Origin of the sequence: Aeromonas sp. QDB03 (assembly GCF_027707985.1) — a bacterium.
In the GTDB taxonomy this organism is placed as follows: domain Bacteria; phylum Pseudomonadota; class Gammaproteobacteria; order Enterobacterales; family Aeromonadaceae; genus Aeromonas; species Aeromonas hydrophila.
Map to the genome: position 1 here is coordinate 1 of NZ_JAPCJG010000007.1, position 21923 is coordinate 21923.

A 21923-nucleotide genomic window follows, 5' to 3' on the forward strand; every position below is an offset into this window, starting at 1 on the left:
AGGATGTGCTCACGAGTCTGCGGCATCGGGCCGTCAGTCGCTGCTACTACCAGGATCGCGCCGTCCATCTGGGCAGCACCGGTGATCATGTTTTTAACGTAGTCGGCGTGACCCGGGCAGTCTACGTGCGCGTAGTGACGGGTAGCGGTGTCGTATTCTACGTGGGAGGTGTTGATGGTGATACCACGCTCACGCTCTTCCGGTGCCTTGTCGATCTGGTCGAAGGCGAAAGCCTTACCACCGAAGTGCTTGGCCAGCACGTTGGTGATAGCGGCAGTCAGGGTGGTTTTACCGTGGTCAACGTGGCCGATGGTACCCACGTTAACGTGCGGTTTATTACGCTCAAATTTTTCTTTAGACATGATCGTCCCTCTAAACTAACGCTGAGTACGCGGTGGCAAGCTAACCACAGAACAGTTTATATGATGGATTTGAATCTGGTGGGGAAGAGAGGCTGGTGCTGACAGGCAGGTTCGATTGCCGAACTCACCCTAAGGTGTGGCTCTGCTATCGCCTGAGCCGTATCAGCATCTTGGAGCGGGCAGCGGGAATCGAACCCGCATCATCAGCTTGGAAGGCTGAGGTAATAGCCATTATACGATGCCCGCATTTCTCTAACCCAAAGAACTCAAACCGCAGAGAAATATGGTGGAGGGAGAAGGATTCGAACCTTCGAAGGCAGAGCCGTCAGATTTACAGTCTGATCCCTTTGGCCGCTCGGGAACCCCTCCGCTACATAAATGCCACAACGGTAATTCTGCTTGCACCCGTTGTTTTATCGCTTTTGCCGAGCAAATAGACGACAGACATCTAAGCGTCGCGCATTTTATGGTAAGCATTTTGGGGATGCAACCATTGCGCCTTGCAAAATGTGCATTATTGCCGGGAACCAGGCAAAAAAGGACTCACTCTCCGCTCGAAACCGTCGCTTCTCTTGTCGCTCCCCACCCCTTGGTGTATGGTCGCCCTGCCCAAGAAACAGTGATGACACCATGACGACAGAGCATAACCCCTATCTGCAATTCACCCGCGAACAATGGGCGTTATTGCGCGACTCGGTCCCTTTGACCCTGACCGAGCACGATCTGCAGACCCTGCGCGGGATCAATGAAAAGGTGTCATTGCAGGAGGTGGAAGAGATCTACCTGCCCCTCTCCCGCCTGCTCAACCTCTACGTCAAGGCCAAGCAGCGCCGCAGCCGGGTACTGGAACAGTTTCTCGGTCAGTCCCGCGGCAAGGGTACCTACATCATCAGCATCGCCGGCAGCGTGGCGGGGGGCAAGAGCACCACGGCGCGCATCATGCAGGCATTGCTGGAGCGCTGGCCGGAGCACCCGCGGGTGGAACTGGTCACCACCGACGGCTTTCTCTATCCCAACAAGGTGCTGGAAGAGCGCGGCCTGATGCGCCGCAAGGGTTTCCCGGAATCCTATGACATCCGTCATCTGGTGGAATTTGTCGCCAACATCCGCGCCGGCCACGAAAAGGTCGAAGCGCCCGTCTACTCCCACCTTATCTACGACATCATCCCTGACGAGAAGAAGGTGGTGGAGCAGCCGGACATCCTGATCCTCGAAGGGCTCAATGTACTGCAGAGCGGCATGGATTATCCGCAGGAGCCTCACCGGGTCTTCGTCTCCGATTTCGTCGACTTCTCCATCTATGTGGACGCCGAGGCCGAGCTGCTGCGCACCTGGTATATCGAGCGCTTCCTCAAATTCCGCAGCGGCGCCTTCTCGGATCCCGACTCCTACTTCCACCACTACGCCAAGCTGGCGGAGAGTGAAGCGACCAAGATTGCCAACAACATCTGGCAAGATATCAACTATCTGAATTTGAAAGAGAACATCCTGCCGACCAGGGAACGGGCCAACCTGATCCTGACCAAGGGCAACGAGCATGCCATCGAGCAGATCAAGCTGCGCAAGTAGCGGCTACCAACACGAATCACAATGAAGAGGGGGCCCGCAGGCCCCCTCTTCTATTCATGACGATCGCCACCGCCTTCAGTCGCCCCGGCGCAGGGAGATCTCGCCACCCAGGTAGAACTTGATCCCCTCTGCGGTCTCCAGCCGCAGGGCGCCGCGATCATCGATGCCGCGCGCCACGCCGCGGATCTCCTGCTCGCCCATCAGCAGCCGCACCGGCCGGCCGGCGAAGTGGTCGAGCCGGTTCCAGTCCGCCACGAAGCTGGCGAGGCCACTCTGTTCGAAGGTGAGCATGGCCTGCTGCAGGTGGTCGAGCACCCGGCCGGCCAGCAGATTGCGATCCACCAATTCCGGCTGGATGTGGCGCAGTTCGGACCAGGCCTGATCGATCCGCTCCCCCTCCCGGCTCGGCATCGCCAGATTGAGGCCGACCCCGATCACCAGATGACAGCTGGCACCGGCACTGCCGCTCATCTCCACCAGAATGCCCGCCAGTTTGCGACCCTGATAATAGAGGTCATTGGGCCATTTCAGCTCCACCCCCGGATAACCGAGGGATTCCAGCGCCTGCACCACGGCCACGCCGACCGCCAGACTCAGCCCCATGGCGGCCGCCATGCCCTGCTCGAGCCGCCAGTACATGCTGAGGATCAGCTGGCACCCGAAGGGGGAGACCCAGGGCTTGCCGCGCCGGCCACGACCGGCGGTCTGGCACTCGGCCAGGCAGCTCTCGCCGGAGCTCAGCTGGTTGACCCGCTCCAGCAGGTACTGGTTGGTGGAATCGATGACCGGAAAGCAGTGTACCGGCGCCATGGGCGCCAACGCCTGCAGCTGCGCCTCGTCATAGAGCGCCATCGGCACCGCCAGCCGATAACCCTTGCCGGTCAGGCTGAACAAGTCCAGCCCCAGCTCCTTGAGCGCGGCCATGTGCTTGCTGACCGCCGCCCGGCTGATGCCAAGCCGCTCACCCAGCTGTTCGCCGGAGTGAAACTGGCCGTCGCTGAGCAGGGTGATCAGGGTCTGTCTGATGGGGGTCAGGGTCATGAGAGCACCTCGTCGAGCCAGGTTTCACCGCTGCGCCCCATGAAACGCACCTCGTGTTCCAGCAGCACGCCGAACTTCTGCTCCACGCTGTCGCGTACGTGAGCCGCCAGGGCGATCAGCTCCATGGCGCTAGCCCCACCCAGGTTGACCAGCACCAGGGCCTGCTCCTGATGCACGGCAGCGCGGCCGATGGCAAACCCCTTGAGGCCGCACTGATCGATGAGCCAGCCCGCGGCCAGCTTGGCCTGCCCGTCAGCGGTCGGGTAACAGGGCATGTGCGGATATTGCTGCTTGAGCCGGTCGGCCTGCGCCGTCGTCACCACGGGGTTCTTGAAGAAGCTGCCGGCATTGCCGAGCACGGCCGGATCCGGCAGCTTGGCCATGCGGGTGGCGCAGACGGTATCGAAGATGGCCTGCGCCGTGGGCTGCTCACCGAGCGCGGCCAGCGGGCCATAACCTGCCACCGGCCGCCAGGCCTTGGCGAGGCGCAGCCCGACGGCGGTGATGAAGTGGCTGTCCTGACAGGCATGCTTGAAGATGCTGTCGCGATAGCCGAACCCGCAGGCGGCCGCCTCGATGCGCTCCAGCTGGCCACTCTGCCAGTTGAACGCCTCCACATAGGCGCAAACGCTGGCCAGCTCGACCCCGTAGGCGCCGATATTCTGCACCGGAGCGGCCCCGACCGTGCCCGGGATCAGCGCCAGGTTCTCGAGCCCGAACCAGCCCTGCTGCAGGGTATGGCACACCAGATCATGCCAGTTCTCGCCGGCCGCCACGTGCAGCAACCAGTGATCCCCCTCGTCGTGCAGCGTTATCCCCTTGAGCCGGTTGAGCACTACGACACCGGCGAAGTCATCGCAAAACAGCACGTTGCTGCCACCGCCCAGCACCAGCCGCGGCAAGCCGGCCAGCTCGGGGTTGGCTACCAGTTGCGGCAGATCGTCGATCCGTTCCACTTCGGCCAGCCAGCGGCAATGGGCATCGAGGGCGAGGGTGTTGAGCGTCAACAAGGAGGCGTAAGGGGTGAGTTTCATCTGCGTGTCCCGACAATGGCAAGCGGGCAGTCTACCTTATATTGCCGCCGGACGAAAAATCCGCCCCCCTTTTCGGACTCATGCCGCAGGAGTAGAGTATCCGGCTCCGACGCTTGAGGAAGTACTCATGAACAACCAATTTGCCGTCATCGGCCTGGGACTGTTTGGCAGCGCCCTGTGTGAAGAGCTGCAACGGCAGGATGCCGAGGTGCTGGCGATAGACATCGACGAGAGCAAGACCCGTCAGATTGCCACCCTCTGCAACCACGTCATCGTCGCCGATGCCACCGACGAGGCCACGGTGGCCGAGCTGGGGCTGGCCGACTTCGACATCGTCTTCGTCGCCATCGGTGACAACCTCGAGACCAGCATCCTCACCACCCTCGTCCTCAAGGAAGCCGGCGTGAAGAAGGTGTGGGTCAAGGCGCGCGACAAGTTCCACGCCAAGATCCTGCAGAAGGTGGGGGCCGACAAGGTGATCAACCCGGAGTGGGACATGGGCCGCCGGGTCGCCCAGAGCATGCTGGACAACCGGCTGTTCGACTATCTGGAGCTGGGCCACGACATGGTGCTGACCGAATTCGTCATCGGTTTGCCGCAAAATGGCCGCACCCTCGCCGACCTGCATCTGCTGCAACAGACCGAACTGCAACTGCTGGCCATCAAGCGCGGCCAGGTGCTGCACAACGTGCTGACCGGCAAGATGGAGCTGCAACTGGGTGACATCCTGATCCTGGCGGGCAACAAACACGCCATCGACCACTGGCTGGAAACCCTATGACCCGCTGGCGTAGCAACTACGCCTTCGCCCTGCACCGGGACGACGAGTCGCGCTGGAGCGAAGCCAAGCTGATCCTCGGCAGCTTCCTGATCATCCTGCTGGTCGGCACCCTGTTTCTGGTGCAGCCCTCCAGCCACAACGGCGAAGTGAGCTTCATCAACGCCCTGTTCACCGCCACCTCGGCCATCAGCGTGACCGGGCTCGGGGTGGTGGATACCGGCACCGCCTTCACCCTGCAGGGGCAGATTTTTTTGCTGATGCTGATGGAGATTGGCGGCCTCGGCCAGATGACCATGACCCTACTGCTGATCGCCATGTTCAGCAAGCGGGTCGGCCTGCGCCAGCAGGTGCTGGCCAAGGAGGCACTGGGCCAGGAGGGGTCGGTCAACATCATCCAGCTGGTGAAGCGGATCGTGCTGTTCGCCTTCATCGCCCAGCTCATCGGCACCGGCCTGATGGCCATCCGCTGGGTGCCCGAGCTCGGCTGGGAGCGCGGCCTCTATGTCAGCTTCTTCCACGCGGTCTCGGCCTTCAACAACGCCGGCTTCTCGCTGTTCGCCAACAACTTGATGGACTACCGGGATGACCCCATCATCAGCCTGACCATAGCCGCGCTGATCATCCTGGGGGGGATTGGCTTCACCGTCATCGTCGACCTGGTGCGCAACCGCCGCTGGCGCAAGCTGAAGCTGCACAGCAAGCTGATGCTGATCATGACACCGGCCCTGCTGCTGCTGGGTACCCTGATGTTCTGGCTGCTGGAGCACAACAACCCGGGCACCCTCGGCAAGGCCTCCTTCGGCGGTCAGTGGCTGGCGGCCTTTTTCCAGTCCACCAGCGCCCGTACCGCCGGCTTCAACTCCATCGATATCGGCCAGATGGTGCCCGCCTCCCTGCTGTTCATGATGATGCTGATGTTTGTCGGGGCCGGCGCCACCTCCACCGGGGGCGGTATCAAGGTGACCACCTTCGCGGTGGTGCTGCTGGCGACCAAGGCGTTTCTGACCAAGCGCCCCCACGTCACCGCCTTCGGCCGCACCCTGTCACCCCAGATAGTGACCCGATCGCTGGCCATCATCATCGTCAGCACCATGGTGCTGATGCTGGCCATGTTCCTGCTGATGCTCACCGAGCAGCAATCCTTCGACAAGATCATGTTCGAGACCATCTCGGCGTTTGCCACCGTGGGGCTCTCCACCGGCATCACCGCCGGTCTGAGCGAACCGGGCAAGCTGATCCTGGTGCTGGTGATGATCTGCGGCCGTCTCGGTCCGCTGACCCTGGCCTTCATGCTGGCCCGCCCGAGCGAGACCCGCATCAAGTATCCGGAAGAAGCCGTCTACACCGGCTGATGACACCGGGGCCCGCCGTGGCCCCGGTCATTCGCGCTGCCGCGTCTTGAGCCAGCGTCCCGGGCTCATGCCGAACTCCCGTTCAAACGCCCGCCCAAAGGCGGTTCCGCCGCTATACCCCGCCCCCAGCGCCACCTGAGTGATGGACTCCCCTGCCAGCAGCTGCTGACTGGCCAGCATCATGCGCCAGCGCGTCAGATAGCCCAGTGGCGTCTGCCCGGTCAACGCCTGGAAATGGGCGGCGAAGCGGGCGCGCGACATGCCCGCCTCCCGTGCCAGCGTCTCGACCGTCCAGGGCTCGTCCCCGCGCTGATGCATGACCGCGATGGCCCGCGCCAGACGCGGGTCGGAGAGCGCAGCCAGCATCCCCTGCCGGCAGTGCCCCTGCTCCACCAGATGGCGCAGCAGCAGGATCAGCAATACCTCCAGCAGACGGGAGAGGATCGGTGGCTGACCGTAGCGGTCGGCGAAGGCCTCCTCGAACAGCAGGGTCAGCACCGGCGCCATGGCCGGGATCGTCTGCAGCGGCAGTACCAGGGTATCCGACAGCGCCAGCTGCAATGGTGAGTCACCGGTCGGTCCGAACGACACGCTGGCGCACACCAGATCGCAACCTGCCAGCTGACGCGGCTCGAGCCAGTGTCCCCGCCCACGAGGAAACAGGATCAGGGTCGGTTCGGTCAGCAACAGGGGTTCACCCCCCTCTTCGCGCAGCAGCAGTTCGCCACGGCGCAACAGGTGCAGATGACCGCCGGCTGGATAGTCGCTGCTGTGAGAGTGCTGACACAGGTTGCCGGCAAAGAAGAGATTGGCCCGGGGCGCGGCATGGGCCAGCAGTATCGAGAGTGGATCCATGTTTGAGACGATAAGTCGCCAATAGTGGACTATGGGTGATAAACCGTACCATTAAAACCGGCATAGTGTCTCCCGTACCCAACCCAAACAGGAGCACACCATGAGTCGCATTCACCCCGTGAGCCAGCCCAAACCAGCTGCCGCCCCCACCTTCGCAGCCCTCAAAAGCAGCCTTGGCAAGGTTCCCAACCTCTACGCCACCCTGGCCCATTCACCCGCGGTGCTCAACGGCCTGCTCGGTTTTGCCGATGCGCTGGGCAAAGGGCGGCTCAGTGCCCGCCAGCGGGAGCTGCTGGCACTGGCCATCGGCCAGGCCAACGCCTGCCAATACTGCCTGTCGGCCCACACCCTGCTGGCTGGCCGGGCCGGTTTCGATGACGACGCCATCCGGGCTGCACGTCTGGCCCAGGCGGCGGATCCACTCGACCACGCCCTGCTGCAGCTGGCGGTCGCCCTGGTTACCCAGCGCGGTGTCATCAGCGATCAACAGCTGGCCGCAGCCCGTGCCGCGGGCGTGGATGATGAGCTGGCAATGGAGGTACTGGGGCAGGTGGTCATCAATACCCTGACCAACTACGGCAATCATCTGGCGGCAACCGACATCGACTTCCCGCCGGTCACTCTCACCCCCTGACAAAGGAGCATGAATGGAACGCCATGACCGAGGTTTTCTGATCGCCCTCGCCGGGGTGGTACTGACCCTGCTCTGGATCGGTGTGTTCAAGTTCACGCCGACCGAGGCGGCGGCCATCCGGCCGCTGGTGGCAAGCCACCCGCTGATGAGCTGGCTCTATGCCGTGCTCTCGGAGCAAGCCGTCTCCAATCTGATCGGACTGGTCGAGATCCTGATCGCCGGCGGTCTGATTGCCGGCCTGTGGCGACCACGTCTGGGCTACTGGAGCAGCCTGGGGGCCATCCTGACCTTCCTCGTGACCCTCAGCTTTCTGCTGACCCTGCCGGGCGTCTGGAAGCTGGTCGACGGAGTGCCGGTCACCGAGTTCTTCATCTTCAAGGATCTGGTACTGCTCGGCGTTGCCTGGCACTACCTGAATTTGAGTCGCGCCAGACTGGCCGACGCCTGAGGACAATGCCTTTTTGCGCCCCGCCAGGGGCGCTTTTTTTGTCAGGCAGCCTTGGCCGGCCGCTTGCTCCCCCGCTTGGCAGTCCCGCTCGTGCCAACAGCTGCCGTGCTGCGCTTGCGCTTGGCAAAGCGGCGCTTGTCGGCCCCGGGCGCTGCCTTGGGCAGGGCGCTGAAGCTGGCTCCCGAATCCTGTCTGGCGCCGTCGATCAGGCCGTTCAACTGCTCGGTCAACGGCCCCATGAATTGCTGATAGCTCGTCTGCCGCTCGGCTATCCGGCCGAGGTGCTGTTCCCACAACGCCGTCATGTCAGGGGTAGTCGCCGTGGCAGGCAGCGCCTGAATGAGAGCCCGCCCGGTCGGGGTCGCCTTGATGCTCTTGCCCTGGCGCACCAGAAAACGGCGCTTGAACAGCAGATCGATGATGCCCGCCCGGGTCGCCTCGGTGCCGAGGCCGTCAGTTTCGCGCAGGGTCTTGCGGATCTCGGGATCCTGCACGTAGCGGGCGATGCCGGTCATGGCCGCCAGCAGGGTGGCATCGGTGAACGACTTGGGCGGCTGGGTCATCTTCTCCTGCAGCTCCCCCCGCTCGCACAACAGTTGCTCGCCCTTGCGCAGGGCCGGCAGGGTCCCCGCCTCCTCTTCATCATCTTCCTCCACCCCGAGCAGCGCCTTCCAGCCCGCCTTGAGGATCCGCCGCGCCTTAGCCTGGAACAGCCCGCCGGCGATGCGCAGCAGTACCTTGCTGTCGTTGTACTCGAACGGCGGGTAGAACTGCAGCAGGTACTGACGGGCAATCAGGCCGTAAAGCTTCGCCTCGTCAGCCCCCAGCGTGGCCGGGTTGCCCTGTTTCTCGGTGGGGATGATGGCGTGGTGAGCATCCACCTTGCTGTCGTTCCACGCCTTGCTGCGGATCTTGCCGTCCGCCTCGCTCACCGCCTTGGCCAGCGCCGGCGCCGTGCTGGCGATGGCCTCCCGTACCTGGCCGGCCCGGTTGAAGTGATCGCTCGGCAGGTGACGGCTGTCGGATCGCGGGTAGGTAATCAGCTTGTGGCGCTCGTAGAGCCCCTGACAGACGTCCAGCACCCGCTTGGCGTCCATGCCGAACCGCTTGGCGGCATCGATCTGCAGGCTGGAGAGGTTGTAGGGCAGCGGCGCCGCCTGCTTGCGGGCCTGCTCCTCCACCTCTTCCACCAGTGCGGGTTGGCCCTGGATCCGCTCCACCACCTTGGCGGCCAGCGCCCGGTTTAGCACTCGTCCCTCCTCGTCCTGCCAGGGCAGACAGGCCTCGGAGGGCAACCACTTGGCGCTGAAACGCTCGTTACCTTCGGTCTGTAGATGGGCCAGCACCTCGAAGAAGGGTTTGGGCACGAAGGCTTCTATCTCGAGATCCCGCCGTACCACCAGCCCCAGCAGCGGCGTCTGTACCCGGCCGACCGACAGCAGCTCGCTGCAACCCCCCTTGCGGCCAAGCAGGGTATAGGCGCGGGTCATGTTGATGCCGTAGAGCCAGTCGGCCCGGCTGCGGGCCAGCGCCGACACCGCCAGCGGCACGAACTCCTTGTTGTCTCTGAGCTTGTCGAGGGCACGGCGCACCGCCGGCGGGTTGAGATCGCTGATGAGACAGCGCAGCACCGGCCTGGTTTTACCGTAGCCGAGGAAATCGATCACCTCGTCCACCAGCAGCTGCCCCTCCCGGTCCGGGTCACCGGCGTTGACCACGCAGTCGGCCTGTTTGATCAGCCGCTTGATGACGGTGAGCTGGGTCTTGGTCTTCGGCTTGGCCACCAGCTGCCACTGGGCCGGGACGATAGGCAGTGACTCCATGCGCCACTGCTTGTAAGCGGCGTCATAGGCATCGGGCTCGGCCTGCTCCAGCAAATGGCCGATGCACCAGGTCACCACATCCCCCTGCGCGGTTTCGATAAAACCGTCCCCCTTCTTGTGGGGCTTGGGCAGCACGTCGGCAATGGCACGTCCCAGACTGGGCTTCTCGGCGATGAAGAGTCGCATGGCAAACACCTGAATACTGTATATGCGAACAGTATATAACGGGGCCCGGGCAAAGCCCAAGCCCTCCGCGGGTGCGAGGCGACAGGCCCTTGCCGAGGCAGGAGCGATTGAGGGGGGTGGCGGGCGGGTGCACAGCATCGCCAGGGCGTGGATGGCAGGCCCAGGTTGGTTATGCCTCAAACGAGGACAAAAAGACGGTAAAATCGCAGGAAGTTAAATTAAATTCAATTAAATGATAAATTACAAAATAATAAATGCATTTAAAATAACAATGCAAAATATAAATCATGATAGAGGTCAATCAACTACCTCTCCATGGATACTACTATATTGGTAATATTTGATCGTAGGAAAACGCCGTCATGCTTGGAAAATTGTTGAGAAAAACCTGGTTCTGGCTACTGCTGCTCGGAGCCCTCTTGGGCGTTGCAGCGCTGGGGGTCACGGTGACCGTCATGCACAAGACCAGCTCCACCGAGTTCTGCGTCTCCTGTCACTCCATGCAGACCCCGCTGGCCGAGTATCAGGGCAGCGTCCACTTCCAGAACGTGAAGGGCATCCGCGCCGAGTGCGCAGACTGCCACATTCCGGGTGATCCTACCTCCTATCTGTGGACCAAGATCCGCGCCGTGAAGGACATCTATCACGAGGCGCTCGGCACCCTCGACACCCCTGAGAAATACGAGGCTCACAAGCTGCGCATGGCGCAGTCGGTGTGGGACGAGCTGAAAGCCAACGACTCCGCCACCTGCCGCAGCTGCCACAGCTACGCGGCGATGGACATCCTGGCCCAGCGCCCCAACGCCCGTGCCGAGCACCCGGTCGCCATCAAGGAGGGCCAGACCTGCATCGACTGCCACCGCGGCGTCGCCCACATCATGCCCGACATGAGCGGCCTGGCCGCCGCCGGTGCCAGCGAGCTGGCGCAAGCCGCCGCCCAGACCCCGGCCAGCGTCACCACCCGTTACGCCATCGCCACCACCCCGCTCTATCTGGATGCCAGCGCCAAGACCGACGAAGGCACCTTGATGCCCTCCACCCAGGTGGAAGTACTGGCCAACGACAACGGTCGCGCCCAGGTGCGCATCGACGGTTGGCAGCAGGATGGGGTGAGCGAGGTGTTCTACGCCGCTCCCGGCAAGCGCATCCTGAGCACCCTGCTCGGCGACAAGGCCAAGGCGCAGCTCACCACCGGCAAGAGCGAAACCGACAGCGCCACCAACCTCACCTGGCATCAAGTCAGCCTGACCGCCTGGGTGGATCAGAGCCAGCTCATCGGCGATCAGGGCAAGCTGTGGCAGTACGCCTCCACCCTGATGTCCAACAACTGTACCGGCTGCCACGGCCTCACCGCACTGGATCACTTCAACGCCAACCAGTGGATCGGCGTCATCAAGGGGATGGAATCACGCACCTCCCTGACCCCGGAACAGGCACGCATGTTGACCCAATACGTCCAGAAACATGCCAGTGACATGAACGCGGCGCACTAAGGCTGGCACAGAGGAAATCGTCATGACTTTTTTTACCGATAAGCAAACCAATCTCTCCCGCCGCAACCTGCTCAAGGGGCTGGGCGCCTGCGCCGCCCTGCCGCTGCTGGCCGGCGTCTTCCCGAAGAGCGCGCTGGCCCAGGCCATCAGCACGGCGCTTGAACAGTTTCCGACCCTGGTGCCGGCCCAGAAAGGCATCCTGACCGGCGCCCACTGGGGAGCTTTCGAAGCCATCGTCGAAGAGGGCCGCATGGTACGGGTCCAGCCGGTGGCCGATGATCCGGCCCCCAACGATCTCATCGACATGGCGCCGTTCCAGGTCCACGCCAAAAACCGCATCAAGTACCCCATGGTGCGCAAGAGCTGGCTGGAACAGGGTCCGGGCGCCAAGCCCGAGCTGCGTGGCGCCGACGAGTGGGTGCGGGTGAGCTGGGAGAAAGCCATTGAACTGGTGGCCGGCGAGATAGGCCGGGTGCAGAGCGACTTCGGCCCGCAGGCGATCCACGCCGGTTCCTACGGCTGGAAGAGCGTCGGCATGTTCCACAACAGCCGCACCCTGTTGCACCGCCTGATGAACCTGGCGGGCGGCTTCACCGGCTATGCCGGCGACTACTCCGCCGGCGCCGCCCAGGTGATCATGTCCCACGTGATGGGCTCCATCGAGGTGTATGAGCAGCAGACCGCCTGGCCGAACGTCATCGAGCACGCCGAACTGGTGGTGCTGTGGGGGGTCAACGCCCAGGTCACCCTGAAAAACAGCTGGAACATGCCGGATCACGAGGGTCAGGCCGGTTTCAAGGCGCTCAAGGAGAAGGGTACCCGCATCATCAGCATCGACCCGGTCTACAACGAAACCGCCAAACTGGCCGGGGCCGAGTGGATTGCACCGAATGCCTACACCGACGTGGCCATGATGCTGGGGGTGGCCCACACCCTCTACAGCGAGCAGAAGCACGATCAGGCCTTCCTCGATCGCTACACCACCGGCTTCGACAAGTTCCTCGCCTATCTGCTCGGCAAGGAAGACGGCCAGCCGAAGAGCGCCGAGTGGGCGAGCACCATCTGCGGCGTCGATGCCAAGGTGATCCGCCAGCTGGCCCTCGACATGGCGTCCAAGCGCACTATGATCATGGCGGGCTGGGGCATGCAGCGGCAGCAGCACGGTGAGCAGCCCAACTGGATGCTGGTCACCCTGGCCGCCATGCTGGGCCAGATCGGCCTGCCGGGTGGCGGTTACGGCTTCAGCTACCACTACTCTTCCGGTGGCAGCCCCACCGCCAAGGGCGGCATCCTGGCGGGCATCTCCGCCGGCAATGCGCCGAAGAACGGACCGGCGCCGATCCCGGTGGCCCGCATCGCCGACTGTCTGGCCAACCCCGGCAAGACCATCGACTTCAACGGCCGCAAGGTGACCTACCCGGACATCAAGCTGGTCTACGTGGCGGGCGGCAACCCCTTCCACCACCATCAGGACACCAACAACCTGGTCAAGGCCTGGCGCAAGCCGCAGACCGTGATCGTGCACGAGCCCTACTGGACCGCCACCGCCAAGCACGCCGACATCGTGCTGCCGGCCACCACCAGCTACGAGCGCAACGATCTGGAGATGGGCGGCGACTACTCCCAGCGCTACGTCTTCCCGATGCACCAGTGCGTGCCGCCCCAGTTCGAGGCGCGCAACGACTTCGACATCTTCCGCGACGTGGCCGCCAAGCTGGGTCTGCAGGAGCAGTACACCGAAGGCAAGGACGAGATGCTGTGGCTCAAGCAGATGTATGACGGCATGGCCGCCCAGGCCCGCGGCGCCCGGGTGGCACTGCCGCCATTCAACATGTTCTGGGAGTCCAACAACTACATCCGCTTCCCGGTGCCCGAGGCGAACCGCCAGTGGATCCGTCACGCCGATTTTCGTGAGAACCCGCTGCTCAACCCGCTCGGGACACCGTCCGGCAAGATCGAGATCTTCTCCAGCACAGTGGCCGGCATGGGTTATGCCGACTGCGCCGGCCATCCCAAGTGGTATGAGCCCAAGGAGTGGATCAAGAGCAAAGAGGCGACCCGCTATCCGCTGTCGCTCAACACCTCCCACCCGACCCAGCGGCTGCACTCCCAGCTCGACAACACCCCGCTGCGGGACAAGTTCGCCGTCGCCGATCGCGAGGCGATCCTGATCCACCCGGACGACGCCAAGGCGCGCGGCATCCAGGATGGCGATCTGGTGCGGGCCTTCAACGACCGCGGCCAGATCCTGGTGGGGGCCCTGCTCTCGACCGACATCCGCCCCGGGGTGGTACGGGTGTGCGAAGGGGCCTGGTTCGATCCGGCCAAACCGGGCGAGGCGGGGAGCCTGTGCAAGAACGGCAACGTCAACTGCCTCACCTTCGACGAGGGCACCTCCAGCCTGGCGCAGGGCAACTGCGGTCACATGGCCCAGCTGCAGATCGAGAAGTACCAGGGCCCGGCCCCGGTCAACACCGCCCACGCGGTGCCGGCCAACGCCTGAGCAGAGGTCTGAGCAACAAAAACGGCGCCATCAAGGCGCCGTTTTCTTATCTCGGTTTGTGGTGTGACTCAGAAGTCACCCTCAACCATCTACCCTTCCGGACACTCCACCCGCTTTGCAACCAGAGCTGCGGACAAGGGCTCAGAATCAGAAGTCACCCTCAACCATATACTCTTCCGCACACTCCACCAGCTGGGGCCAGAGTTCTTCCGGCACCCAGGCATCCGGGTCATCTTCATCCCCGTCGTACTGGCTCCAGAAGTAGCGGCGCAGGCCGGAGGCGAAGTCATCGCTCAGCTCGGCCAGCTCGGAGAGCGGCCCCAGCCAGGCGATGCGGCGCAGGCCGGAGGCGAGATCGTTGATGGCGTCCATCAGGCCGCGATCGTCGAAGCTCTGCTCCACCAGCAGGGTGAAGCGCTCGCGCGCCCGCTCGGTCTGATCCTCATCCAGCTCGCCCACGTCGGCCAGCAGGTCGACGAAATCTTCCAGCAGGAAGGCAATCAGGCTGTCGCGATCCTCAAACCACTGGATCTGGGCCCCCTTGGTGCCCAGCACGGAGGCATCGAACGAATCGTCGAGGTGACACAGTGCCCATGGATCATCGGTCATGGTTCTCTTCCTCAGGCTAAAACAGGTGCCATATCTTATGCCTAGCTCTCTACTCTTGCCACCTTGGGCAACGAGAGAGAAGCCGCCAACCCGCCCAGTTCGGCGCGCCCCATGATGAGGCTGCCGCGGTAGGCTTCCGCCAGATCGGAGACGATGTTGAGACCCAGCCCCGAACCCGGCACCTTCTCGTCGAGGCGCACCCCGCGCAGCACCGCCTTGGCGATCTGATCCTCGCTCATGCCGGGGCCGTCATCCTCGATGCGCAGGGTGATCCAGCCCCCCAGCTCGGCGCTGGAGATGCGCAGCCGGCCGGCCGACCACTTGAAGGCGTTCTCCAGCAGGTTGCCCACCATCTCGTCGAAGTCCTGCTCCTCCACACCGACCGCCAGGGTGGCCGGCACCTGCAGGTCCACTTCCCGGCCCGGATAGAGGCGGGAGAAGGCGCGGCAGATGTACTCCACCCGCGCCCGCACCGGGGTCGACACCCCGAGGATCTTGGCGGCGCCGGTGACCCGAGCCTTGCCGAGGTGGTAATCGATGTGGCGCTGGATCTGATCGAGCTGCTCGCCGAGGGCGGCCTGATCTTCCGGCGGCAGCTGGGCCACCTGGTTGCGCATGATGCTGAGCGGCGTCTTGAGGGCGTGGGCTAGGTTGCCGGTGTGGGATCGCGCCCGCTGCAGCAGCTCACCGTAGTGGTGCAGCAGCCGGTTGATGTCCTCCACCAGCGGCTGGATCTCCAGCGGATAGCGCAGCCGGAACCCCTCCTGATGGCCCTGATGGACCCGGCTCAATTCGCGGCGCAACAGGTGCAGCGGCCGCAGGCCGTAGACGATCTGGAACATGAAGCCGAGCACCAGCCCGGTCGCGGCAAAGCCGAGGCCGAGGAACAGGCTGATGCGGGTCTTCTTCAGGGTCTGGGTCAGAGCGCTGCTGTCCTTGGCCATCACCAGGGTGAACACCCGATCCGAACCGGGCAGCAGCACGGTACGGGTCATGATCAGCAGCGGCTCCTTGTTGGGCCCCTTGCCGACGAAGAGATCCGGATCGCCGAAGGCCGACTTCAGGCCGTGCACGTCAAGGTGCACATCCCACAGGGAGCGGGAGCGGCTGACCACGCTCTCCCCCAGCTCCAGCTGCCAGTAGTAACCGGAGTAGGGCTGGCGAAAGCGGGGGTCGGCCATGGGTTCGGTGACCACCGGCAAACCATCCGGCTGGATCTCGAGGCGGGAGAGCAGATCGTAGAGCTGCAGGCGGAGGCCGTCGGCCTCCGCCTCCTGCCAGTAGTTGCGCATCATGGTCTGCAGGCTGAAGCCGGTGGCGAACAGGAACAGGCCGCACCAGACCATGGCGATGACCACCAGCCGCCCGCGCAGGGTACGCACCAGCCTCATTCAGCCGCTCCGGCACAAGAGGGCATCAAGAGCCGGCTCATTCGTTGATCCGATAGCCAAGGCCGCGCACCGTCTCGATAAGATCGGAGTGGGTCTTCTTGCGGACCCGGCCGATGAACACCTCCACCGTGTTGGAGTCGCGGTCGAAATCCTGGGCGTAGATGTGGTCGATCAGCTCGCTGCGCGACACCACCTTGCCCCTGTGCTGCATCAGATAGCCGAGCACCCGGAACTCGTGGGCGGTCAGCTTGATGGGGGTGCCTTCGTACCACACCTGGGACGCCGCCATGTCGAGCCGCACCCCGCCGATCTCCAGAATGGAGCTGGCGTTGCCCGCCGCCCGCCGCACCAGGGCATGAACCCGGGCCACCAGCTCGGCCACCTGGAACGGCTTGGTGAGGTAGTCGTCGGCCCCGGCGTTGAGCCCCTCGATCTTCTCGTGCAACTGGCCACGGGCGGTCAACACCAGCACCGGGGTGTCGATCCCCTTGCTGCGCCACTCCTTCAGCACGCTCAGGCCATCGCGGCCCGGCAGACCGAGATCCAGAATGATGGCGTCGTAGGGCTCGGTCTCGCCGAGAAAGCCGGCCTCGTTACCGTCGTGGCAGAGGTCGGTCACGAAACCGGACAGGCGCAGCTGTTCCGCCAGCTGGCCCGCCAGGGTCTTCTCATCTTCAACTATCAGAATTCGCATAAATGGGTATCCAAAGCAGGGTTGTGCCGGTACCGGCGGCGGTTGGGGAACGAACCGGATGGCGGCGCGTTCGCGGACTCACTCCATCACTCCTCTTCCGGGGGCGGACGCGGTTCGAACAGCCGCTCCAGATGATGGCCCTTGAGCCACACCATCTCCAGGTTGTCGGCCCGATAGCCCACCTTGATGACGCTGTTCTCGCTGTCGATCAGCTTGAGTTCGTACAGCCAGATGCCGTCCTCCTCCCCCAGATCGACCCGCAGCACCCGTACCGGCAGGCGGGAAGCCACCTCCATCACCTCATGAAAGGGGCGCACCCGTCCCTCGCTGACCGCCTGCTGCAGCAAGGCCTCGTTCGGCGTGGCCGCCTGTGCCAGTACCGGCAGCAGCAACCCAAGCAGAGACAGGGCTCTATTCATGGATGATTCATCTCCCAAAACCTAACATAATGCCGTTTATAGTCTGCCAGCCATGAATCCGGAATGAATATGATCCGACGCAGTTTCCTGCTGATCCTTTGCCTCTTCTCCACCCTCGGCTGGGCGGCCGAGAGCCGTCTCGACATGGCCGGGCTGGTCAAACTGCTGGTGGCCCAAGGGTATCACGACATTCGGGAAGTGGAGCTGGAAGGGGACAAATTCGAGGTGGAAACCCTGGATGCCCAGGGGCAGCGGGTACGACTCCTGGTGGACGCCCATACGGGTGACATCAAAAAAGAGGCCGACTAGGCCTCTTTTTTATTGCGGGTTGTCGGAGCGGCGCACTGCCGGCCTCATGCCTCTCTCAGTTTCTGCAGACGATGCCGGCGCCAGGGGCGCAGCAGCTTGTCGCGGCGCGGCACCAGCAGGGCGCAGGCCAGCAGCAGGTAGATGAGCGGCTCTTGCCAGCCGCTCTTGAGCGACCACCAGTAGTGCACCGGCACCAGCAGGGCCACCGCGTAGAGCCAGTTGTGCAGCTTCTGCCAGGCCGGCCCCATGCGCCGCAGCAGGGCCGGGACCGAGGTGAGGCTGAGCGCCAGCAGCAACAGCAGCGCCACCATTCCCACTACTATGTAGCTGCGCTTGACCAGCTCGCCGCCAATCAGCCCCCAGTCAAACTGCAGATCCAGCCCCAGCCAGACCATAAAGTGCAGACCGGCCCACGCGGCGCACCAGAGCCCGAGCGGGCGGCGCAGCTTGATGAGCTGCCCCTGCCGCCAGCGTTTGGCCAGCGGCGACACCAGCAGGGTGAGCAGCAGCAGGTTGAGCGCCCCCTTGCCCAGATAGTGGGTCAGCCCCTGCACCGGATCCCCTCCAAGCAGGCCGCCGGGCACGGCCACCAGCAGCCAGAGCAGAAACCCCAGCGAGGCGAGGTGTACCAGCGCCCGCAACAGGGTGATGTGACGCGCCGTCAGTCGCAGAGTCATGGTGTCAGCTCCTCTCGTCTCAATACCACTTGCGCAGATCCATGCCCTGATAGAGGGACGCCACCTCGTCGGCATAGCCATTGAATGGCAGGGTCGGCTGGCGCTTGGCCCCGAAGATGCCCCCCTCGCCGATGAAGCGCTCGCTGGCCTGACTCCAGCGCGGGTGATCCACTGCCGGATTGACGTTGGCGTAGAAGCCGTATTCGTTGGGGGCCAGCAGGTTCCAGGTGGTGGGCGGCATCTCCTCCACCAGCCGGATGGAGACGATGCTCTTGATGCTCTTGAAGCCGTACTTCCAGGGCACCACCAGCCGGATCGGCGCACCGTTCTGGGCCGGCAGAGCCTTGCCGTAGAGCCCCATCGCCAGGAAGGAGAGCGGGTGCATCGCCTCGTCGAGGCGCAGCCCCTCGACATAGGGGTAGTCGATGCCGCCACCGAGGGAACGCGACGCCTGTCCCGGCAGCTGCTCCGGATCATAGAGAGTCTCGAAGGCCACGAACTTGGCGCGGCTGGTGGGCTCCGCCCGGCGGATCAGATCCGCCAGCGCGATGCCGCTCCAGGGCAGCACCATGGACCAGGCCTCCACGCAGCGCAGCCGGTAGATGCGCTCCTCCAGCGTGCTCTTGTTGATGAGATCCCACACGTCCAGGGTAAACGGCTTGGCCACCTCCCCTTCCACCTTCAGGGTCCAGGGTTCGGGCTTGAGGTAGTGGCCGTTGCGGGCCGGATCCCCCTTGTCGGTGCCGAGCTCGTAGAAGTTGTTGTGGGTGGTGGCCTTCTCCTCCGGCGTGAGGATCAGCCCCTCCGGCCGGGCGGCGGCGTGGATGTTGAGCGCCCGGGTGGCGACCGGCGCCGGCTTGTCGCCAGAGAAGAGATCGAGCACCCCGGCCTGGGTCGGAAACGCCAGGGTGGCGGCGCCGAGCCCCAGCCCTTTCAGGATCAGGCGGCGATCCTGATAGACGGCTTCCGGCGTGACGTCCTGTTCGGTGAGGTGGTGGGCAGAGCGGCGCTTGAGCAACATGGAAAAACTCCCGGGGCGATGAGGGTAACAATCATAAGACCCGCCCCGGCCGAGTTTTATTTCACGGAAAATTACATGAATTGATAGAGGGGCAGTGCCTTGGCCATGGTTCCGACCAGAAACAGCACTACGAACACCAGCAGGGGAACGATCACATTTGGCACCATCAGACTCACTCCATGAGCAGGACAGGGCCTCTAACTATGGAGCAGGGGCCAGCGCCTCACCATGAAATATTTTCGCGAGCGCAAGCGTATTCCTGAGTTGAAATGAGTGATGCAGATCACACACAATCCCGCCCCTGCTTGCCGCCCCTCTTGCGCGGGGTAGGCTCCCTTTTTTCCGAATTTCACTACTGAAGAGTCACGCCATGAGCCCATTGATCGCCATCGCCATCACGACCGGGATCCTCTCCGCCGTCTGGGGCTGGGTCGCCGTTACCCTCGGCCTCATCTCCTGGGTCGGCTTCCTCGGCTGCACCAGCTATTTTGCCTCCAGCGGTGGCTACAAGGCGCTGCTGCAGACCCTGCTGTGCAATGCCAGCGGCATGCTGTGGGCCCTGCTGCTGATCCATGGTGACGCCTGGTGGGGCGCCGGCGTGGCGGGCTACCTGATGACCGGGGTGGTGGCCACCCTGATGTGCGTGCAGGCCAAGCAGCAGTGGCTCGGCTACATTCCCGGCACCTTCGCCGGCTGCTGCGCCACCTTCGGTGCGGCGGGGGAGTGGCGGCTGATCCTGCCGTCGCTGGTGATTGGTGCGCTGTTCGGCTACCTGATGAAGGCGAGCGGCCTCTGGCTCTCCCACAAAACCCAGAAAACCCAGGCCACCGCTGGCGTCACCGACCCGGCCTGATCCTGGCGATGTGACCGATCCGGTCTGAAGCAAGAGGGGCAGTCCGTCATCGACGGGCCGCCCCTCTGTCATTTATCCCTTCGACTTGAAGTTCGCGGCTTCGATGCCGTGCCGATTCAACAGCTTGTAGAAGTCGGTGCGGTTTCTGCCCGCCATGTTGGCCGCCAGGGTCACATTGCCCTCGGTGGTGCGCAGCAGCCGGATCAGATACTCCTTCTCGAACTCGGCCCGCGCCTCGTTGAAGGAGGGGATGCCGCCACTGCCGCCGCTCAGCGCCGACTCCACCATAGCGGCACCGATCACCGGACTGCAGCAGAGGCTGGCCAGTTGCTCCACCACGCTGCAGAGCTGGCGCACGTTGCCGGGCCAACCCGCCGCCGCCAGCAGGGCCAGCGCCTCCGGCGAGAAGCCGAGGGCGGCGCAGTCGCCGTGGCGGCTGCGGTAGTCATCCAGCGCCTGCCTGGCCAGCAGCGGAATGTCTTCGCTGCGGGCGCTCAAGGGGGGCAAGGTGATATTGGCCACGTTGAGCCGATAGAAGAGATCCTCCCGAAAGCGCCCCTCCTCCATCGCCGCCACCAGATCCTGATGGCTGGAGCTGATGACCCGCACCTCGGGCGTGCCCTGGCCGTACTCCTGCAGCACCTGCAGCAGCTTGGCCTGCAGCGATTCCGACAGGTCCCCTATCTCGTCGAGAAACAGGGTCGCTCCCTTGGCCTGTTCAAACAGGCCGGATTGGCCATCCTCGCCGAACAGCTGCAGATCCAGCGCCGCCCACGGCAGCGCGGCACAGTTGATGACATGCAGCGGCTTGTCACGCCGGCTGCTGGCCTGGTGCAGCGCCTGAGTCATGACGCCCTTGCCGGAACCGGAAGGGCCCATGATCAGCACGGGCACCTCCATGGCGGCGATGCTGCCAGCCTGGATCAGCAACTGCTCCATCTGCGGGTTGCGGGTCAGGATCAGCGACTGCCAATCCTGCCGCTGCTTTGGGCGCGTCAGGCTCAACGCGTGTTCTATGGTGGCGAACAGCTCATCCTTGTCGATGGGCTTGGTGAGAAAGCTGAACACCCCGGAGCGGGTGGCCTGAATGGCATCGGGAATGGTGCCATGGGCGGTCATGATGATGACCGGCAGCCCCAGCCACTGGGACTGGATCCGCTCGAACAGCGCCAGTCCGTCCATGCCGGCCATGCGCAGATCGCTCAGCACCAGATCGGCCCGTTGCTGGCGCAGCCGGTCCAGCGCCCCTTCGGCGCTGTCGGCGGTATCCACCTCATAGCCCTGGCTGCGCAGGCGCATACTCATCAGCTTGAGCAGGCTGGCATCGTCATCGACCAGCAGGATGCGACTCATTTCAGCGCCTCGCCATTGCCGTTCAGCTTGCGCTGATTGAGTTGATCATCGATGGCGGAGAGTTGCTCGATCTGGCGGCGCAGACGCTGCACCTCCTGACTCTGATCGTCGCGCCGGCTGTCGCGGGCCAGCAGCTCCTCGCCGAGGGCTATCCAGCTGCGCAGGAAAGCCTGGGCATCCAGCCCGAGCTCCGGCAGCAGGCTCTTGAGCTTGTCCAGACCAGCCCGCCGGCTGGCCACCGACTCGGACGGGTGGGTGTTGACCATGGCCAGGCTGACCCGGCTCTCGATATCGGTCGCCCCCTTCAGGCGCTGACGCTCCTGGGCCCGCTGCTGGGCATGGCTGGCAAGCAGCCAGTCCGAGTATTGCAGGCGCACCTGCATCTCCTTGTTGGCAAACTCCATCCGTTTGGCGAGGGCGAGATCCGGCGACGCCGCCGGGTCACGCGCTGGCAGCAGGGAACAGCCTGTGAGCAGGCTCATCATCAATACCGGAACAACACATTGTTTCATCTTG

22 protein-coding genes and 2 tRNA genes are annotated in these 21923 nt (G+C 63.8%); 9 read left to right on the forward strand and 15 right to left on the reverse strand.

Features of this window, described 5'->3' with window-relative positions; genetic code table 11:
* The 3 genes from PG900_RS16645 to PG900_RS16655 all read right to left on the reverse strand — a co-directional run.
* Positions 1-362 (reverse strand): GTP-binding protein (locus PG900_RS16645; protein WP_270831864.1); only part of this gene is annotated, 362 nt, incomplete at its 3' end.
* A 171-nt stretch (positions 363-533) separates the two neighbouring features.
* Positions 534-608, reverse strand: a tRNA-Gly gene (locus PG900_RS16650).
* A gap of 38 nt (positions 609-646) precedes the next feature.
* A tRNA-Tyr gene (locus tag PG900_RS16655) sits at positions 647-731 on the reverse strand.
* A 261-nt stretch (positions 732-992) separates the two neighbouring features.
* On the opposite strand from PG900_RS16655, the gene coaA reads away from it, so the two are divergent.
* Positions 993-1931, forward strand: a complete 939-nt coding sequence (coaA, locus tag PG900_RS16660) for a type I pantothenate kinase (protein ID WP_011707706.1) — start codon at positions 993-995, stop codon at positions 1929-1931.
* A 75-nt stretch (positions 1932-2006) separates the two neighbouring features.
* Here the strand turns inward: coaA and birA are convergent, their stop codons facing one another.
* Together birA and murB are read right to left on the reverse strand one after the other, a co-directional pair.
* Positions 2007-2972: a bifunctional biotin--[acetyl-CoA-carboxylase] ligase/biotin operon repressor BirA gene (gene birA, locus PG900_RS16665; RefSeq protein WP_270799844.1), complete on the reverse strand. Its 966-nt coding sequence runs from the start codon at positions 2970-2972 to the stop codon at positions 2007-2009.
* Complete coding sequence (gene murB, locus PG900_RS16670) at positions 2969-4006, reverse strand: UDP-N-acetylmuramate dehydrogenase (RefSeq protein ID WP_270799843.1); 1038 nt, start codon at positions 4004-4006, stop codon at positions 2969-2971. The genes birA and murB overlap by 4 nt, the downstream gene beginning before the upstream one ends.
* 127 nt (positions 4007-4133) lie before the next feature.
* Here murB and PG900_RS16675 point away from each other — a divergent pair, with 127 nt between their 5' ends.
* Both PG900_RS16675 and PG900_RS16680 read left to right on the forward strand, forming a co-directional pair.
* Complete coding sequence (locus PG900_RS16675; protein WP_011707709.1) at positions 4134-4787, forward strand: potassium channel family protein; 654 nt, start codon at positions 4134-4136, stop codon at positions 4785-4787.
* Positions 4784-6139 carry a TrkH family potassium uptake protein gene (locus PG900_RS16680; protein WP_135318816.1) on the forward strand — a complete coding sequence of 452 codons (1356 nt, stop codon included), beginning with the start codon at positions 4784-4786 and terminating at the stop codon, positions 6137-6139. The genes PG900_RS16675 and PG900_RS16680 overlap by 4 nt, the downstream gene beginning before the upstream one ends.
* A 27-nt stretch (positions 6140-6166) precedes the next feature.
* Here the strand turns inward: PG900_RS16680 and PG900_RS16685 are convergent, their stop codons facing one another.
* Positions 6167-6994: an AraC family transcriptional regulator gene (locus PG900_RS16685; protein WP_270799841.1), complete on the reverse strand. Its 828-nt coding sequence runs from the start codon at positions 6992-6994 to the stop codon at positions 6167-6169.
* A gap of 100 nt (positions 6995-7094) precedes the next feature.
* On the opposite strand from PG900_RS16685, the gene PG900_RS16690 reads away from it, so the two are divergent.
* Both PG900_RS16690 and PG900_RS16695 read left to right on the forward strand, forming a co-directional pair.
* Positions 7095-7628, forward strand: a complete 534-nt coding sequence (locus PG900_RS16690; protein WP_049045960.1) for a carboxymuconolactone decarboxylase family protein — start codon at positions 7095-7097, stop codon at positions 7626-7628.
* Positions 7629-7641: 13 nt separating this feature from the next.
* Positions 7642-8076 (forward strand): DUF417 family protein, encoded by a 435-nt coding sequence (locus PG900_RS16695; RefSeq protein ID WP_017409799.1) that lies wholly within the window; start codon positions 7642-7644, stop codon positions 8074-8076.
* Positions 8077-8117: 41 nt separating this feature from the next.
* On the opposite strand, the gene PG900_RS16700 is transcribed toward PG900_RS16695, so the two are convergent.
* Positions 8118-10085: a DNA topoisomerase III gene (locus tag PG900_RS16700; protein WP_270799840.1), complete on the reverse strand. Its 1968-nt coding sequence runs from the start codon at positions 10083-10085 to the stop codon at positions 8118-8120.
* Positions 10086-10447: 362 nt separating this feature from the next.
* Between PG900_RS16700 and PG900_RS16705 the strand changes: the two genes are divergently transcribed.
* Both PG900_RS16705 and torA read left to right on the forward strand, forming a co-directional pair.
* The gene (locus PG900_RS16705; protein WP_270799839.1) at positions 10448-11578 is read left to right on the forward strand and encodes a NapC/NirT family cytochrome c; all 1131 of its coding nucleotides are present in this window, start codon (positions 10448-10450) and stop codon (positions 11576-11578) included.
* Between the two features lie 22 nt (positions 11579-11600).
* The gene (gene torA, locus PG900_RS16710; protein ID WP_270799838.1) at positions 11601-14081 is read left to right on the forward strand and encodes a trimethylamine-N-oxide reductase TorA; all 2481 of its coding nucleotides are present in this window, start codon (positions 11601-11603) and stop codon (positions 14079-14081) included.
* Positions 14082-14228: 147 nt separating this feature from the next.
* On the opposite strand, the gene PG900_RS16715 is transcribed toward torA, so the two are convergent.
* From PG900_RS16715 to PG900_RS16730, 4 genes are all read right to left on the reverse strand, one after another.
* Positions 14229-14690: a hypothetical protein gene (locus PG900_RS16715; protein WP_010635837.1), complete on the reverse strand. Its 462-nt coding sequence runs from the start codon at positions 14688-14690 to the stop codon at positions 14229-14231.
* Positions 14691-14731: 41 nt separating this feature from the next.
* Entirely contained in the window at positions 14732-16081 is a 1350-nt protein-coding gene (locus PG900_RS16720) for a sensor histidine kinase (protein WP_005306363.1), read from the reverse strand.
* A 37-nt stretch (positions 16082-16118) separates the two neighbouring features.
* Complete coding sequence (locus tag PG900_RS16725; protein ID WP_270831866.1) at positions 16119-16775, reverse strand: response regulator transcription factor; 657 nt, start codon at positions 16773-16775, stop codon at positions 16119-16121.
* Positions 16776-16861: 86 nt separating this feature from the next.
* Positions 16862-17194: a PepSY domain-containing protein gene (locus tag PG900_RS16730; protein ID WP_005306369.1), complete on the reverse strand. Its 333-nt coding sequence runs from the start codon at positions 17192-17194 to the stop codon at positions 16862-16864.
* Between the two features lie 63 nt (positions 17195-17257).
* Here PG900_RS16730 and PG900_RS16735 point away from each other — a divergent pair, with 63 nt between their 5' ends.
* Complete coding sequence (locus tag PG900_RS16735) at positions 17258-17503, forward strand: PepSY domain-containing protein (protein ID WP_010635834.1); 246 nt, start codon at positions 17258-17260, stop codon at positions 17501-17503.
* Positions 17504-17547: 44 nt separating this feature from the next.
* On the opposite strand, the gene PG900_RS16740 is transcribed toward PG900_RS16735, so the two are convergent.
* Positions 17548-18180 (reverse strand): protein-methionine-sulfoxide reductase heme-binding subunit MsrQ, encoded by a 633-nt coding sequence (locus tag PG900_RS16740; protein WP_270799835.1) that lies wholly within the window; start codon positions 18178-18180, stop codon positions 17548-17550.
* A 19-nt stretch (positions 18181-18199) separates the two neighbouring features.
* A complete protein-coding gene (gene msrP / locus PG900_RS16745; protein WP_106551550.1) occupies positions 18200-19201 on the reverse strand; it encodes a protein-methionine-sulfoxide reductase catalytic subunit MsrP in 1002 nt (333 codons plus the stop codon).
* Between the two features lie 370 nt (positions 19202-19571).
* Between msrP and PG900_RS16750 the strand changes: the two genes are divergently transcribed.
* Complete coding sequence (locus PG900_RS16750; RefSeq protein ID WP_011707721.1) at positions 19572-20054, forward strand: DUF1097 domain-containing protein; 483 nt, start codon at positions 19572-19574, stop codon at positions 20052-20054.
* Between the two features lie 72 nt (positions 20055-20126).
* Here PG900_RS16750 and PG900_RS16755 read toward each other — a convergent pair whose 3' ends face one another.
* Both PG900_RS16755 and PG900_RS16760 read right to left on the reverse strand, forming a co-directional pair.
* Positions 20127-21407, reverse strand: a complete 1281-nt coding sequence (locus PG900_RS16755; RefSeq protein ID WP_011707722.1) for a sigma 54-interacting transcriptional regulator — start codon at positions 21405-21407, stop codon at positions 20127-20129.
* On the reverse strand, positions 21404-21919 hold the full coding sequence (locus PG900_RS16760; RefSeq protein WP_011707723.1) for a hypothetical protein: 516 nt from the start codon (positions 21917-21919) through the stop codon (positions 21404-21406). The genes PG900_RS16755 and PG900_RS16760 overlap by 4 nt, the downstream gene beginning before the upstream one ends.
* Positions 21920-21923 lie beyond the last annotated feature (4 nt).